The organism is Mixta tenebrionis (assembly GCF_006517625.1).
Taxonomy (GTDB): Bacteria; Pseudomonadota; Gammaproteobacteria; order Enterobacterales; family Enterobacteriaceae; genus Mixta; species Mixta tenebrionis.
The window spans coordinates 155292-170749 of record NZ_VHQI01000004.1; the positions used below are offsets into that span (position 1 = coordinate 155292).

At 59.8% G+C, this 15458-nt stretch carries 13 protein-coding genes and 1 riboswitch; of the genes, 11 read left to right on the forward strand and 2 right to left on the reverse strand.

From position 1 onward, the window contains the following. Positions 1-27 precede the first annotated feature (27 nt). From mdtD to FKM52_RS08200, 11 genes are all read left to right on the forward strand, one after another. Complete coding sequence (gene mdtD, locus FKM52_RS08150; RefSeq protein ID WP_141175710.1) at positions 28-1434, forward strand: multidrug transporter subunit MdtD; 1407 nt, start codon at positions 28-30, stop codon at positions 1432-1434. Then, positions 1434-2816 (forward strand): envelope stress sensor histidine kinase BaeS, encoded by a 1383-nt coding sequence (gene baeS, locus FKM52_RS08155; protein WP_141175711.1) that lies wholly within the window; start codon positions 1434-1436, stop codon positions 2814-2816. The genes mdtD and baeS overlap by 1 nt, the downstream gene beginning before the upstream one ends. 11 nt (positions 2817-2827) lie before the next feature. Next, on the forward strand, positions 2828-3532 hold the full coding sequence (gene baeR / locus FKM52_RS08160; protein WP_141175712.1) for an envelope stress response regulator BaeR: 705 nt from the start codon (positions 2828-2830) through the stop codon (positions 3530-3532). Positions 3533-3643: 111 nt separating this feature from the next. Continuing rightward, entirely contained in the window at positions 3644-5026 is a 1383-nt protein-coding gene (gene trhP, locus FKM52_RS08165) for a prephenate-dependent tRNA uridine(34) hydroxylase TrhP (RefSeq protein ID WP_141175713.1), read from the forward strand. A 252-nt stretch (positions 5027-5278) separates the two neighbouring features. Further along, positions 5279-6178 (forward strand): lipid kinase YegS, encoded by a 900-nt coding sequence (gene yegS / locus FKM52_RS08170; protein ID WP_141175714.1) that lies wholly within the window; start codon positions 5279-5281, stop codon positions 6176-6178. A 168-nt stretch (positions 6179-6346) separates the two neighbouring features. Further along, on the forward strand, positions 6347-7684 hold the full coding sequence (locus FKM52_RS08175; RefSeq protein ID WP_141175715.1) for an MFS transporter: 1338 nt from the start codon (positions 6347-6349) through the stop codon (positions 7682-7684). Between the two features lie 111 nt (positions 7685-7795). After that, positions 7796-9010 (forward strand): D-mannonate dehydratase ManD, encoded by a 1215-nt coding sequence (gene manD / locus FKM52_RS08180; RefSeq protein WP_141175716.1) that lies wholly within the window; start codon positions 7796-7798, stop codon positions 9008-9010. Positions 9011-9020: 10 nt separating this feature from the next. Next, the gene (locus FKM52_RS08185; protein WP_141175717.1) at positions 9021-10031 is read left to right on the forward strand and encodes a Zn-dependent oxidoreductase; all 1011 of its coding nucleotides are present in this window, start codon (positions 9021-9023) and stop codon (positions 10029-10031) included. 68 nt (positions 10032-10099) lie between these two features. Further along, a complete protein-coding gene (locus FKM52_RS08190) occupies positions 10100-11383 on the forward strand; it encodes an MFS transporter (protein WP_141175718.1) in 1284 nt (427 codons plus the stop codon). 53 nt (positions 11384-11436) lie between these two features. Next, on the forward strand, positions 11437-12909 hold the full coding sequence (locus tag FKM52_RS08195) for a mannitol dehydrogenase family protein (protein WP_141175719.1): 1473 nt from the start codon (positions 11437-11439) through the stop codon (positions 12907-12909). Between the two features lie 87 nt (positions 12910-12996). Continuing rightward, entirely contained in the window at positions 12997-13683 is a 687-nt protein-coding gene (locus FKM52_RS08200; protein WP_141175720.1) for a GntR family transcriptional regulator, read from the forward strand. Between the two features lie 27 nt (positions 13684-13710). On the opposite strand, the gene thiD is transcribed toward FKM52_RS08200, so the two are convergent. Beyond that, on the reverse strand, positions 13711-14511 hold the full coding sequence (thiD, locus tag FKM52_RS08205) for a bifunctional hydroxymethylpyrimidine kinase/phosphomethylpyrimidine kinase (protein ID WP_141175721.1): 801 nt from the start codon (positions 14509-14511) through the stop codon (positions 13711-13713). Continuing rightward, positions 14508-15299 carry a hydroxyethylthiazole kinase gene (gene thiM / locus FKM52_RS08210; RefSeq protein ID WP_141175722.1) on the reverse strand — a complete coding sequence of 264 codons (792 nt, stop codon included), beginning with the start codon at positions 15297-15299 and terminating at the stop codon, positions 14508-14510. The genes thiD and thiM overlap by 4 nt, the downstream gene beginning before the upstream one ends. Positions 15300-15332: 33 nt before the next feature. After that, a riboswitch (TPP riboswitch) is annotated at positions 15333-15429 on the reverse strand. Positions 15430-15458: the final 29 nt, after the last annotated feature.

The following is a 15458-nucleotide window of genomic DNA, read 5'->3' on the forward strand; positions in this document are numbered from 1 at the left end:
CGGGCCGGCGCATAACAGAGGCAAACTATGAAGAGTGCTCAATCTGCATCGGTGCGCTGGCAGCTATGGATTGTCGCCATCGGCTTTTTTATGCAGACGCTGGATACCACTATTGTTAACACCGCCCTGCCCTCAATGGCGCGTGATCTGGGCGTCGATCCGCTCCAGATGCATTCGGTGGTGGTTTCCTACGTGCTGACCGTCGCCGTCACGCTGCCGCTCAGCGGCTGGCTGGCGGATCGCTTCGGCGTGCGCAATATTTTTTTCAGCGCCATCGTGCTGTTCAGCCTCGGCTCGCTGTTTTGCGCGCTGGCCGGTTCGCTGGATCAGCTGGTGCTGGCGCGCGTGCTGCAGGGCTTCGGCGGCGCGATGCTGGTGCCGGTAGGCCGCCTGACGGTAATGAAAATCGTACCGCGCGCGCAGTATATGGCGGCAATGACCTTTGTAACGCTGCCGGGACAGGTAGGCCCGCTGGTCGGCCCGGCGCTGGGCGGCGTGCTGGTGGAGTACGCCAGCTGGCACTGGATCTTCCTGATTAATCTGCCGGTCGGCATTCTCGGCGCCATCGCCACCCTGACGCTGATGCCGAACTACGCTATGCAAACGCGCCGCTTCGACTTTTCCGGCTTTCTGCTGCTGGCGATCGGTATGGCGACGCTGACGCTGGCGCTGGACGGTCAGCGCGACGCCGCGCCGCTGAGGCTGGGGCTGCTGCTGCTTTCCGGCCTGTTTGCGCTGCTGTTCTATCTGATGCACGCGCGCGGCAATGAGAACGCGCTGTTCAGCCTGAAGCTGTTCGCTAACCGCACCTACTCCATCGGCCTGCTCGGCAGCCTGACCGGGCGCATCGGCAGCGGCATGCTGCCGTTTATGACGCCGCTGTTTTTACAGCTCGGCCTTGGCTACAGCCCGTTCCACGCCGGGCTGATGATGATTCCGATGGTGCTCGGCAATATGGGCATGAAGCGCATCGTGGTGCAGATCGTCAACCGCTTCGGCTACCGTAACGTACTGGTCGGTTCGACGCTGGCGCTCGCCGTCGTGGTGCTGCTGTTTCCGCTGGCGGCGCTGCTGGGGTGGATCTGGGCGCTGCCGGTGGTGCTGTTCTTGCAGGGAATGGTTAACGCGATTCGCTTCTCGTCAATGAATACGCTGACGCTGAAAGAGCTGCCGGATAATCTCGCCTCCAGCGGCAACAGCCTGCTGTCGATGGTGATGCAGCTTTCAATGAGTATCGGCGTGACCGTCGCCGGGCTGCTGCTGGGCGCCTTCGGTCACCATGCCGCCGCCGACAGCGCCATGGCGCATGAAACCTTTATTTACACCTGGCTCTGCGTGGCGCTGATTATTGCGCTGCCCGCGCTGGTATTCTGGCGCGTACCCCAGCAGTTCAGTAAAAACGCGGCGCTGAGCCGCAGGAGATCGTCACGTTAATGGATAAACTGCGTTTTGGCATCAGCGCGAAGCTGTTTTGCGCGATTTTCTTTACCTGCATGCTGGTGCTGATCACTATGCACTGGGGGGTGCGGCTCAGCTTTGAGCACGGTTTTATTGACTATATCAAGCGCGGCAATGAGCAGCGGCTGTCGCTAATGAGCGAGGCGCTGGCGGAGCAGTATCAGCAGCACGGCAACTGGAACTTCCTGCGCAATAATAACCGGTCGATGTTCTCGATCCTGCGCTCGCTGGAACAAAATCCCGATACCAATAGCTATCTGCCGCCGCACGGCTGGCGCACGCAGTTTTGGGTGGTCGATCAGCGCTACCGCGTGCTGTTTGGCCCGCACGCGCGGGTGCCGCAGGAAGGCATCCGGCACAGCATTACCACCGCTAACGGCCACGTAGTCGGCTGGGTGGTCGGCTCGCCGCCGGAGCGGCTGACGCGCAGCGCCGATATCAACTTCGATCAACAGCAGCGCCGCACCAGCTGGCTAATCGTCGGGCTGTCGACGCTGCTGGCGGCGGCGGTGACCTGGCTGATGTCGCGCGGCCTGCTGGCGCCGGTCAGGCGACTGGTGGCGGGCACCCATCAGCTGGCGGCGGGACACTTCACCAGCCGGGTGGCAGTCAGCAGTAATGATGAGCTGGGGCGGCTGGCGCAGGATTTTAACCGCCTCGCCAGCTCGCTGGAAAAAAATGAAAGCATGCGCCGCGCCTTTATGGCGGATATTTCGCATGAGCTGCGCACGCCGCTGGCGATCCTGCGCGGCGAGCTGGAGGCGATGCAGGATGGCGTGCGCAAGCTGACGCCGGAGGCGGTCAGCTCGCTGCTGATGGAGGTCGCCACGCTGACCAAGCTGGTGGACGATCTGCACCAGCTTTCGCTTTCCGACGAGGGCGCCCTCGCCTACCGTAAAAGCGATACCGATCTGGCGGCGCTGCTGGAGCTGGTAGCCGGCAACTTTCACGCCCGTTACGCCAGCCATAACCTGACGCTGAAGCTGACGCTGCCGGAGCACGCGCCGTTTTTCGGCGATCCCGACCGGCTGATCCAGCTGTTTACTAACCTGCTGGAAAACAGCCTGCGCTATACCGATCGCAACGGCAGCGTCAGCCTGGCGCTTTACGCCAGCGCCACCGGCTGGCGGCTGCTGATCGACGATTCCGCGCCCGGCGTGGATGACGCCCAGCGCGAACAGATTTTCGAACGCTTCTACCGCACCGAAGGCTCGCGCAATCGCGCCAGCGGCGGCTCCGGGCTGGGGCTGGCTATCTGTCGAAATATTGTCGAAGCGCATGGCGGCGTGATGTCTGCGGATCACTCCGATTTAGGTGGGCTGCAAATCAGGGTAGACTTACCGTACGATAAACTCTGAACAGTCAGCCCATGAATGAATTTACCCCGCCACTGATCCTGATTGTGGAAGATGAGCCGAAGATCGCTCAGCTGATGATTGATTATCTGCAGGCGGCCAACTACCGTACCCATCACCTGGCGCGCGGCGATGAGGTAGTAAGCTTTGTGCGGCAGACGCCGCCGGATCTGCTGCTGCTGGATCTGATGCTGCCCGGCCTGGACGGCCTGTCGGTCTGCCGCGAGCTGCGGCGCTTTTCCGAACTGCCGATTATTATGGTGACCGCCAAAATCGAAGAGATCGATCGGCTGCTGGGGCTGGAGATCGGCGCGGATGACTATATCTGCAAGCCTTTCAGCCCACGTGAAGTGGTGGCGCGCGTAAAAACCATTCTGCGTCGCTGTCGTCGCCCGGCGGAAGAGAGCGTGCCGCCCTCGCCGCTGGTGATTGACGAAGGCCGCTTCCAGGCCAGCTGGGACGGTAAAACGCTCGACCTGACGCCCGCTGAGTTTCGCCTGCTGAAAACGCTGGCGCAGGAGCCGGGCAAAGTCTTTTCGCGCGAACAGCTGCTGAATCACCTGTATGACGACTATCGCGTGGTGACCGACCGCACCATCGACAGCCATATTAAGAACCTGCGCCGCAAGCTGGAGGCGCTGGACGCCGATCAGCCCTTTATCCGCGCCGTCTATGGCATGGGCTACCGCTGGGAGGCGGATGTGTGTCGTTTGATCTAGCGCAATTTACATCACTCTGTACGGCGCTTAGAATTCTTCTCCCTTTTAACGGGCCATCAATGTCGGTGTGCCCGTCCGCAATATCTGACCTGACATCAGACTGAGAACGCTATGTTTAAACCGGAACTGCTCTCTCCCGCCGGCTCGCTGAAAAATATGCGCTACGCCTTCGCCTATGGCGCCGACGCCGTATATGCCGGCCAGCCGCGCTACAGCCTGCGCGTGCGCAATAATGAATTCAACCATCAGAATCTGGCGCAGGGCATTAAAGAAGCCCACGCGCTGGGCAAAAAGTTTTACGTGGTGGTGAATATCGCGCCGCATAACGCCAAACTGAAAACCTTTATCCGCGACCTGCAGCCGGTAATCGATATGCAGCCGGACGCGCTGATTATGTCCGATCCCGGCCTGATTATGATGGTGCGCGAGGCGTTTCCGGCGATGCCGATTCACCTGTCGGTACAGGCGAACGCAGTAAACTGGGCGACGGTAAAATTCTGGCAGCAGATGGGGCTGACGCGCGTGATTCTGTCGCGCGAGCTGTCGCTGGAAGAGATCGAAGAAATCCGCCGCCAGGTGCCGGAAATGGAGCTGGAGATTTTCGTTCACGGCGCGCTCTGCATGGCCTACTCCGGCCGCTGCCTGCTTTCCGGCTATATCAACAAGCGCGATCCTAACCAGGGCACCTGCACCAACGCCTGCCGCTGGGAATATAAGGTGCAGGAAGGCAAAGAGGATGAGGTGGGCAATATCGTCCATCAGCATGAGCCGATCCCGGTACAGAACATTACGCCGACTCTCGGCGCCGGTCAGCCGACCGACAAAGTATTTATGATTGAAGAGGCGATGCGTCCCGGCGAGTATATGACCGCCTTCGAAGATGAGCATGGCACCTATATCATGAACTCGAAGGATCTGCGCGCGGTGGCGCACGTTGAGCGCCTGACGCGCATGGGCGTCCACTCGTTGAAAATCGAAGGCCGCACCAAATCATTTTACTACTGCGCCCGTACCGCGCAGGTTTATCGCCGCGCTATCGACGATGCCGCCGCCGGCAAGCCCTTCGATCCCACCCTGCTGGCGACGCTGGAAGGGCTGGCGCATCGCGGCTATACCGAAGGCTTCCTGCGCCGCCATACCCATGACAGCTACCAGAACTATGATTACGGCTATTCCGTTTCCGATCGTCAGCAGTTTGTCGGCGAATTTACCGGCGAACGGCGCGGCGACCTGGCGCAGGTAGCGGTAAAAAACAAATTTTCGCTCGGCGACAGCCTGGAACTGATGACGCCCGCCGGCAATCTCCACTTTACTCTGGCTGCGCTGGAGAACGATAAGGGTCAGCCGCTGGAGGTGGCGCCGGGCAACGGACATATCGTCTGGCTGCCGGTTCCGGCGGATATGGATATCGCCTTTGCGCTGCTGATGCGTAACCTGAACGGCACCACGACGCGTGATCCACACGGCGAAAATCGGACCGCCGCGGTAAAATAATTTCGCCCGGTAACCGTTTTTAGAAATTGATCACATTAGCCGGCGCGGTTTCTCGTTAACATCGCGCTTGCTAAAACGAGCAAAAATAAACAGCAGTCTGTACCAGGAACCACCTCCTTCGCCCGCCCGGCTCCCCCGCGCGGGTTTTTTCTTTCGGCATGCTCCGAAAGCCCCGCCGCCGCGCTGCGTTTCTCCCGTCTGTGCTATAAACTCAATGGACAAAATTGCATAACTGGCTGCAAGGGAAATAGCATGGAACAACAGGCTCTGACGCTGGTCATTCTTAACGGAAAAGGCGTTGACAACGACGCGCTGCGCGAAGCGATCTACGCGCTGCGCGCTGAAGGCTATCCAATAGCGGTGCGCGTTACCTGGGAGGCGGGCGACGGCGAACGCTATTTGCAGGAGGCCGTCAGGCTAAACGCCGCCACGGTGGTGGCGGGCGGCGGCGATGGCACCATTAACGAACTGGCGAACGCGCTGGCGCATCTGCCCGCCGCTTCGCGTCCGGTGCTCGGCATCTTGCCGCTGGGCACCGCCAATGACTTCGCCAGCAGCGCCGGCATCCCGGAAGAACCTGAGGCCGCGCTGCGGCTGGCGATCTTCGGCAAGGCGGTCAATATCGATCTGGCGCGCGTAAACGGCGAGCGCTATTTTATCAATATGGCGACCGGCGGCTTTGGCACCCGCATCACCACCGAAACCCCGGAAAAGCTGAAGTCCGCGCTGGGCGGCGTCTCCTATTTTATTCATGGCCTGATGCGCATGGATACGCTAAAGGCGGACAGCTGCGCTATCGCCGGCCCCGACTTTGACTGGCGCGGCGATGCGTTAGCCATCGGCGTCGGCAACGGACGCCAGGCGGGCGGCGGGCAACGCCTTTGCCCACGGGCGCTGATTAATGACGGACTGCTGGATCTCAGCATCGTCACGTCGCAGGAGCTGCTCTCAACGCTGCTGCATTCGCTAACCAGCGACGAGCAGAATCCCAATATTATTGCCGCCACCCTGCCCTGGCTGAAAATTACCTCGCCGAATGAGATGACCTTTAACCTGGACGGCGAGCCGCTCAGCGGCACCGAATTTTATATCGAAGTGGCGCCCGGCGCGCTGGCCTGCCGCCTGCCGCCGCTCTGTCCGCTACTTGCCTGACGTCTTCTCACCCCCTTCTCTACGCCTGTCTGCTGCTGACTTACGCCGGCAGGCAGGTCATTCTCCGCTTTCGATCGAATTTTCATCAGCGTGATCCTCTTCGCGGCAGCGCTTTTTCGCTCTGGTATGGTAGTCAACTCGTGTTGCTGCACCCCATAAGGAAAACGCATGACGGATATTCAAACTCACACCGCCGCACCGCTACAACGCACTTCCCTGATACGCCGCGTCGCCAGCGCCTCAGCTATCGGCACCGCCGCGGAATATTATGATTTCTTCGCCTACGGCACCGCCGCCGTACTGTTTTTCGGCCCGCTCTTTTTTCCTTCCAGCGATCCGCTGATCAGCACGCTTGCCGCCTTTGCCACCTATGCGGTCGGCTTTCTCGCGCGTCCGCTTGGCGGCATGGTTTTCGGTCATATCGGCGATAAGGTAGGCCGCAAAAAAGCGCTGGTGATCACCATTCTGCTGGTGGGGCTGGGAACGTTCTGCATCGGGCTGCTGCCGACCTACGCGCAGATTGGCATCTGGGCGCCGCTGCTGCTGATCGCCATCCGCATTATTCAGGGATTTGGCGTCGGCGGCGAGCAGGCGGGCGCGGTATTGATGACCGCTGAATACGCCGAGCCGCGCCGCCGCGGTTTTTTCGCCAGCTGGGTGCAAATTGGCGCGCCCGCAGGTTTTCTGCTGCCGCTGGCGCTGTTTGCGTTACTTAACGCCACGCTGACGCCGGCGGATATGCAGGCGTGGGGCTGGCGTATTCCCTTCCTGCTGAGCGCGGTGCTGGTGGTGGTAGGGATGTTTATCCGCCTGCGCATTGATGAATCGCCGGTATTCGCCAAAATTCGCGCCACCAAAGCGGCGGAATCACGGCCGCTCAAAGAAGTGGTGCGGGATTATCCCGGCCTGGTCTGCTACGGCGTGCTGGCGAAGCTGATTGAAGCCTGCGCCTTCGGTATGTTTACCGTTATCGTACTGGCATGGGGCAAGGCGAACCAGCTTGACGCCAGCCTGCTAATGGAAACGATGATCGTCGCGGTGGTACTGGAGATTATCGCCATTCCGCTAATGGGGCATCTTTCCGATCGCTTCGGGCGCCGCCGCATCTATTTTCTCGGCGCCCTGCTGCTGACGTTAACCATTATCCCGTGGTTTATGCTGCTGCAAACCGGCAACGGCTGGCTGACGCAGCTGGCGATGATTGTGGCGCTGACGCTGGGGCACAGCATGTGTTACGCCCCGCAGGCCGCCTGGTTCCCGGAACTGTTTCCCACCCATATCCGCTGTAGCGGCATCGCTCTTATCTGGCAGGTAGGCTCGCTGATCGGCGGCGGTATTCTTGGCTTAACCGCGGTGAAAATATTGCAGATGAGCGGCGGCCATTATCGCGGGCTGGCGGCCTATATGATCCTCCTCGGTCTGCTGTCGCTGATCGGCATTCTGCGCCTGCCGGAAACGGCGCCCGCCAGAAGGCAGAAAGAATATCAGGACTGGCAGCAGCATTAACCGTTTTAAAAAACAGTGTGACGGCGATCGCTCATTGGCGCAAGACTACTTGTATGGTAGTACGACAGAGCTTAAATTTCAGACATTCACCGTCGTTAGAAAGGTCAAAAAATGAAAATTGTTAAAGCTGAAGTGTTTGTTACCTGCCCCGGCAGGAATTTTGTCACCCTTAAAATCACCACGGACGAAGGCCTGACCGGCATCGGCGACGCCACGCTCAACGGGCGCGAGCTGCCGGTCGCCTCTTATCTGAAAGATCATATCTGCCCGCAGCTGATTGGCCGCGATGCGCACCAGATCGAAGATATCTGGCAGTTCTTTTATAAAGGCGCCTACTGGCGTCGCGGGCCGGTCACTATGTCCGCTATCTCCGCCGTCGATATGGCGCTGTGGGATATCAAAGCAAAAGCAGCCAATATGCCGCTCTACCAGCTGCTGGGCGGCGCTTCACGCACCGGCGTTATGGTTTACTGCCACACCACCGGCCACACCATCGATGAAGTGCTGGAAGATTACGCGCGTCATAAAGAGATGGGCTTTAAGGCGATTCGCGTCCAGTGCGGCGTGCCGGGGATGAAAACCACCTACGGCATGGCGAAAGGCAAAGGGCTGGCCTATGAGCCGGCAACCAAAGGCAACTGGCCGGAAGAGCAGCTCTGGTCTACTGAAAAATATCTCGATTTCACGCCGAAGCTGTTTGAAGCGGTGCGCGATCGCTTCGGCTTTGACGAGCACCTGCTGCACGATATGCACCACCGTCTGACGCCGATCGAAGCGGCCCGCTTCGGCAAACGCATCGAGGATTACCGCCTGTTCTGGATGGAAGATCCGACGCCGGCGGAAAACCAGGAGTGCTTCCGTCTGATCCGCCAGCATACCGTTACGCCGATCGCCGTGGGCGAAGTCTTTAACAGTATCTGGGACTGCAAGCAGCTGATTGAAGAACAGCTGATCGACTATATCCGCACCACCATCACCCACGCAGGCGGCATCACCGGCATGCGCCGCATCGCCGATTTCGCCTCGCTCTACCAGGTTCGCACCGGCTCGCACGGCCCGTCCGATCTTTCACCTATCTGCATGGCGGCGGCGCTGCACTTCGATCTCTGGGTGCCGAACTTCGGCGTGCAGGAATATATGGGTTACTCCGAGCAGATGCTGGAGCTGTTCCCCCATAACTGGACCTTCGATAACGGCTATATGCATCCGGGCGACAAGCCGGGCCTCGGCATCGAATTCGATGAGAAGCTGGCGGCGAAATACCCCTACGATCCGGCCTATCTGCCGGTGGCGCGTCTGGAAGACGGCACGCTGTGGAACTGGTAAGGAGAACACTATGAAAAGCGTCGTTATTGAACAGCCGAACGAACTGCGCATTCAGGATCGTCCGCTGCCTGAACCCGCCGCAGGCGAAGTGCGCGTTAAAGTACGCTACGCCAGCATCTGCGGCTCTGACGTACATATCTGGCACGGTCACAACCCTTTTGCCCGCTATCCGCGCGTTATCGGCCATGAGTTTTTCGGCGTAATCGACGCCGTCGGTCCCGGCGTGGACAGCGGACGCATCGGCGAACGCGTGGCGGTCGATCCGGTGGTCAGCTGCGGCCACTGCTACCCCTGTTCGGTAGGGCGTCCCAATGTTTGCCGGGAGCTGCAGGTAATCGGCGTCCACCGCGACGGCGGCTTTAGCCAGTATGCCGTTGCGCCCGCCAGCAATGCCTGGCGAGTGCCGGACAGCATCCCCGATAAGCTGGCCAGCCTGATTGAACCCTTTACCATCGCGGCCAATATCGCCGCCTTCCTGAAACCGACCGCGCAGGATATTGCGCTGGTTTACGGCGCCGGGCCGATGGGCCTGACGGCAATCCAGGCGCTGAAGGGCGTTTACGGCGTGCAGCAGGTGCTGGTGGCCGATCGTCTGCCGGAACGTCTGGCGATGGCGAAAGAGAACGGCGCCGACGCGGTATTCAACAACAGCGAGACGCCGCTGGCCGCCCAGCTGGAAGGCGTGCAGCCAACGCTGATTATCGATGCCGCCTGCCATCCCTCTATCCTGGCCGAAGCGGCGGCGCTGGCTTCGCCGGCGGCGCGTATCGGGCTGCTCGGCTTTTCCGCCGAGCCCTGCACCATCACGCAGCAGAGCCTGACCAGTAAAGAGCTGTCGCTGTTTACCTCACGGCTTAACAGCCATCGCTTCCCACAGGTAATCGAGTGGATGGAGCGCGGCGCTATCCAGCCGGAGAAGCTGGTGACGCATTACTTCCCGCTGGAACAGGTTGAGCAGGCGATGACGCTGTTTGAAAAAGATCCGCGCACCTGTTGCAAAGTTATTTTATCTGTTGAATAAGCCAGGGTCGGGCGGCCACGCCGCCCTCCCGTAAAATATTATAATTATCAAAATATTACGGAGATACCATGTTCAAGAATCTACGCTGGACCATCGTACTTCTGCTGTTTTTGGTCTACATGATCAACTACCTCGATCGCGTTGCCCTCTCGCTCACCGTACCGATGATCGAAAAAGATCTGATGCTCAATGCTGAACAGTTCGGCATGATTTTCGGCAGCTTCTTTTTCGGCTATGCGCTGTTTAACTTTATTGGCGGCCTCGCCACCGATAAATATGGCCCGACGCTGGTTATGGGCCTCGCCGTCGGCATGTGGTCGCTGTTCTGCGGCCTGACCGCTATCGCCACCGGCTTCTGGTCGATGCTGATTCTGCGCGTGCTGTTCGGCATGGCGGAAGGCCCGATTTGCGCCTCGGCCAACAAGGCGATTAACGGCTGGTTCCCGAAAAAACAGGCGGCGACCGCTATGGGCTTCCTGAGCGCCGGCTCACCGCTGGGCGGCGCCGTCGCCGGGCCGATTATCGGCTACCTGGCGCTGGCGTTCGGCTGGCGTCCGGCGTTCGTTATCATCTGCTCAATCGGCATCGTCTGGATGGTTATCTGGTTCTTTGTCGCCGCCGATAATCCGGCGCGCAGCAAACGCGTCTCCGCCGAAGAGCGCGCGCTGATTGAGAAACTGAAAGAGGCGCAGCCGGGCGATGAGCCGGAGCTGTCGCAGGCGTCACACGGCCTCGGCTACTATCTGCGCCAGCCGATTATCCTGGTCACCGCCTTCGCCTTTTTCTGCTACAACTACATCCTGTTCTTTTTCCTCAGCTGGTTCCCGGCCTATCTGGTGCAGGCGCACGGGCTGGATATTAAATCGATGAGTATGACCACCGTGATTCCGTGGATCGTCGGCTTCGTCGGCCTGGCGCTGGGCGGCTGGATTTCTGATAAAATCTTCAACATCACCGGGCGACTGCTGCTGTCACGAAAAATTGTGCTGGTGGTCGCGTTACTGGCTGCTGCGCTTTGTGTCGCGCTGGCGGGTACGGTAGAAGGAGTGACGTCTGCGGTGCTGCTGATGTCGATATCCATCTTCTTCCTCTATATTACCGGGGCTATTTACTGGGCGATCATTCAGGACGTGGTGCATAAAAGCCGCGTGGGCGGCATCAGCGGCTTTATCCACCTGGTGGGCAGCATTTCCGGCATTATCGGCCCGATCGTTACCGGCTTTATCGTGCAGCATACCGGCAAGTTCGACAGCGCCTTTGTGCTGGCGGGCGTTATCGCCGCGCTCGGCGCCTTCCTGGTACTGTTTGTGATTAAAAGCCCTAAAGCCAGCAGCACCCCCGTTTCAGCCTAATTTTTCCGGCGCGCTCCGGCGCGCCTTTTACGTTAAGTCAGAAGGACTCTTCCATGCTATCCGTTGAGACATTGGCCAACGACGTTAAACTTCCCGACTATGACCGCGCCCGCCTGCGTCCGCGCATTCTGCATATCGGCTTCGGCGCCTTTCATCGCGCCCACCAGGCCGTCTGCGCCGATCGCCTGGCGCGCGAGCAGCAGAGCGACTGGGGTTATATCGAGTGCGAAATTAATTTGCAGAGCACCAGCGATCTGATCGGCGCGCTGCGTAAGCAGGATCATCTTTACAGCGTCACCGAAATGGCGGACAGCGGCAAAACCTCGCGCGTTATCGGCGCCCTGTGCGCGGCTATCGACGCGCGCACCGACGGCATTGATGCCGTCATTGAAGCGATGAGCCAGCCGGAGATCGCCATCGTCTCCATGACGGTGACGGAGAAAGGCTACTGCCACCATCCGGCCACCGGCGAGCTGAACCTGGAACATCCGTTTATTCAGCACGATCTTGCTCATCCCGATGCGCCGCAGTCGCTGCCGGGCGTGATCCTGGCCGCTATTCGCCGCCGCCGCGATCGCGGCCTGCCGCCCTTCAGCGTAATGTCCTGCGATAACATGCCGGAAAACGGCCACGTCACGCGTAACGTCGTGGTACAGCTGGCGCAGGCGCAGGATGCGGCGCTCGCTGACTATATCCGTCAGCACCTGACCTTCCCTTCCACCATGGTAGACCGCATCGTACCGGCAATGACGCAGGAAGCGCTGGATGCGCTGGGCGAAAAGCTGGGCTGCTACGATCCGGTAGCCGTACAGTGCGAACCCTTTTTCCAGTGGGTAATCGAGGATAATTTCGTTAACGGACGTCCGGCCTGGGAAAAAGCAGGCGCGGAGCTGGTGCAGGATGTGCTGCCTTTTGAAGAGATGAAGCTGCGCATGCTGAACGGCAGCCACTCTTTCCTCGCCTACCTCGGCTACCTGGCCGGCTATCAGCACATCAGCGACTGCATGGCCGACGAGCACTTCCTGCGCGCCGCCCATACGCTGATGCTGGCCGAGCAGGCGCCGACGCTGCGCACGCAAAATGTCGATCTTAACGCCTATGCCGATTCGCTGATCGCCCGCTATAAAAACCGCGCCATTAAGCACCGCACCTGGCAAATCGCCTCCGACGGCACGCAAAAGCTGCCGCAGCGCTGGCTCGACAGCATTCGCTGGCATCTGGCGCATCAGAGCCGCTTCGATCTGCTGGCGCTGGGCGTAGCGGGCTGGATACGCTATGTCAGCGGCGTCGATGAACAGGGTGCGGCGATTGAGATCAACGATCCGCTGAAAGAGACGCTGGCCCAGCTGGTAAGCGAAAGCAATGACGGTGAAGCGCGCATTACCGCGCTGCTCTCGCTGCAAAAGGTATTTGGCGAAGATTTACCGGCCAATACTCAGTTTACGGCGCGCGTTCTGCATTTCTATCAGCAGCTACAGCAATACGGAGCAAAAGAAACCGTTAAGCAGGTTATAACAAGCTATTGATTACGCCTGTAAAAAAGCGCTGGCGCGGAGTGGGCGGTCTGTTTAGACTGAACGCTTTCGCGTCCAGCCAGCTCAGGAAGTTATCGCATGTCGATACCCTACACCATTACTACCAGCGAACCCGTTAACCAGCAGATCTACCGCTTTCTGCGTCGGGATATCGTGACCTGTGTTATTCCTCCGGGTTCGCTGCTGTCAGAGAAAGAGGTCTCCTCCCGCTTCAATATCTCACGCCAGCCGGTGCGCGAAGCCTTTATTAAGCTGGCGGAAGCCGGGCTGGTGCAGATTCTGCCGCAGCGCGGCACCTTTGTGCGTAAGATTTCCGCGCAGCGCGTGGCCGATGGCCGCTTTATTCGCGAGGCCGTTGAAATTGCCGTGGTGCGCCGTGCAGCAACCGAGGCCGCGCCCGAAGCGCTGATGGCGCTGGAGCATAATCTTCAACTGCAAAAAATCACGGCGCAGCGTCAGGATGCTCAGGCGTTCCTGCAGCTGGATGATGAGTTTCACCGGCTTATCGCGCAAAGCATCAACTGCGAGCTGGCGTGGGAAACGGTAGAAAATATCAAGGCCACCATGGATCGCGTGCGCTTCCTGACGCTCAGCAACGTCTCTCCGCCGGAAAGCGTGATTGAGCAGCACGAGGAGATCTTCAGCACCCTGCGTAATAAAGACGCCGACGGCGCCGAACAGGCGATGCGTCGTCATCTTCAGGAGATGATTTTCTCCATTACCCCGATTGCGGAACAGAATAGCGAATGGTTTGAACCCTGCTGACGCAGGGCGCTATCCCACCGTGAACCGCTACCACCAGCGATAGAAATGATGCACTGGCCCCTGGCCTTTACCCACCTGTAACGTATCGGCCTGCGCCAGCGCGCCCTGGAGCCACGCTTTCGCTGCCGCTACGGTGCTGGCCCAGTCGCTATGACGTGGCCGCAGCGCAGTAAGCGCCGCAGAAAGCGTACAGCCGGTGCCGTGCGTGTTACGGGTGGCGATGCGCGGCGCGGTAAAGCGCTGTTCGCCTTGCTGAGTAAACAACCAGTCCGGGCTTTCAATATCGCTGAGATGGCCGCCTTTGATCAACACCGCCTCGCAGCCCAGCTCCAGCAGCGCTCTGCCCTGTTGCTTCATCTCATTTTCATCGCGAGCGTGGCGGGTTTCCAGCAGCGCCGCCGCCTCCGGCAGGTTAGGCGTGATCAGCGATACCTGCGGCAGCAAACGCTGGCGCAGCGTTTTTACCGCCTGCGGCGACAGCAGCGCATCGCCGCTTTTTGCCAGCATGACGGTATCAAGCACTACCCAGGGGATAACCGCGCGCGCCAGCCTTTCCGCCACCGCCTCAACGATATCGCTCTCCGCCAGCATACCGATTTTAACGCTATCGATACGCACATCTTCCAGTACCGCATCCAGCTGCGCGGCGACAAACTGCGGCTCAACGCGATAAACCGACCGCACGCCGCAGGTATTCTGCGCTACCAGCGCGGTAATCACGCTGGTGCCGTAAGCGCCCAGTGCGGAAAAAGTTTTTAAATCGGCCTGAATGCCTGCCCCGCCGCTGGGATCGGTGCCGGCGATAGTTAACGCATTAATGCGCATCATTTCAGTTTCTCCTCGTTCAGATTCCACAGCGCATCGAGAAATGCCGGCAGAAAGCTGCCCGGCCCGCTCGCTTCGGAGGCGGCCTGGGCGCCCGCGCAGGCCATAACGCGGCAGGCGCTGGCGACGTGCTGCAATCTGTCGCCCGGCAGCGCGGTAAAGCCTGCAACCACCGCCGACAGCGCGCAGCCGGTGCCGACCACGCGCGTCATCAGCGGCGATCCGCCCGGTACGGCAAACGTACGTTCGCCGTCGGTCACGTAGTCCACCTCGCCGGTTATTACCACAATGCTCTGGCAGCGCTGCGCCAGATGCTGTGCGGCAGCCAGCGCCTCCTCCGCCTGATGCCGGGTATCCACCCCGCGCCCGCCGCCCTGCTGCAGCGACAGCGCAAGAATTTCAGAGGCGTTGCCGCGAATGGCGGCGGGCTTTAACGCCAGCAGCTGCTGGCAAAAGGCGCTGCGCATATCCAGCGTCCCCACCGCGACCGGATCGAGCGTCCAGGGCGTAGCGCTGGCGCAGGCCGACTGCACCGCAGCCTGCATTGCTTCCGCACGTGCATGAGTTAGCGTGCCAACGTTAACCAACAACGCATCGGCAATAGCGCTGAACTGTGCCGCTTCTCCGGCATCGATAACCATTGCCGGCGAAGCGTGCAGCGCCAGCAGCACATTAGCGGTAAAGGACTGGACCACATCATTGGTCATGCAGTGGATTAGCGGCGCGCGCTGGCGGAAGAGAGAAAGAGATTGCGCAACAAGCGCGGTATCAGGCAGGTCAGGTTGTTTCATAATACTCCCGGCCGGCGCTTAAGAAGGCAATGCCGGACAGGCAGCTGACTTCCCTACGCTGGCATTATCCAGATCAGGTGGTACGGGTATTTCTCAGCCTTCACAAGGAAGGGCACCCCGAGTCATTACTACAAGTTGTTGGGATTGAACATTAATCCT

Bases quoted from the DNA above. Each gene is read 5' to 3' on its own strand.
- mdtD (WP_141175710.1), top strand. From the start codon at position 28: ATGAAGAGTGCTCAATCTGCATCGGTGCGCTGGCAGCTATGGATTGTC.
- baeS (WP_141175711.1), top strand. From the start codon at position 1,434: ATGGATAAACTGCGTTTTGGCATCAGCGCGAAGCTGTTTTGCGCGATT.
- baeR (WP_141175712.1), top strand. From the start codon at position 2,828: ATGAATGAATTTACCCCGCCACTGATCCTGATTGTGGAAGATGAGCCG.
- trhP (WP_141175713.1), top strand. From the start codon at position 3,644: ATGTTTAAACCGGAACTGCTCTCTCCCGCCGGCTCGCTGAAAAATATG.
- yegS (WP_141175714.1), top strand. From the start codon at position 5,279: ATGGAACAACAGGCTCTGACGCTGGTCATTCTTAACGGAAAAGGCGTT.
- FKM52_RS08175 (WP_141175715.1), top strand. From the start codon at position 6,347: ATGACGGATATTCAAACTCACACCGCCGCACCGCTACAACGCACTTCC.
- manD (WP_141175716.1), top strand. From the start codon at position 7,796: ATGAAAATTGTTAAAGCTGAAGTGTTTGTTACCTGCCCCGGCAGGAAT.
- FKM52_RS08185 (WP_141175717.1), top strand. From the start codon at position 9,021: ATGAAAAGCGTCGTTATTGAACAGCCGAACGAACTGCGCATTCAGGAT.
- FKM52_RS08190 (WP_141175718.1), top strand. From the start codon at position 10,100: ATGTTCAAGAATCTACGCTGGACCATCGTACTTCTGCTGTTTTTGGTC.
- FKM52_RS08195 (WP_141175719.1), top strand. From the start codon at position 11,437: ATGCTATCCGTTGAGACATTGGCCAACGACGTTAAACTTCCCGACTAT.
- FKM52_RS08200 (WP_141175720.1), top strand. From the start codon at position 12,997: ATGTCGATACCCTACACCATTACTACCAGCGAACCCGTTAACCAGCAG.
- thiD (WP_141175721.1), bottom strand. From the start codon at position 14,511: ATGATGCGCATTAATGCGTTAACTATCGCCGGCACCGATCCCAGCGGC.
- thiM (WP_141175722.1), bottom strand. From the start codon at position 15,299: ATGAAACAACCTGACCTGCCTGATACCGCGCTTGTTGCGCAATCTCTT.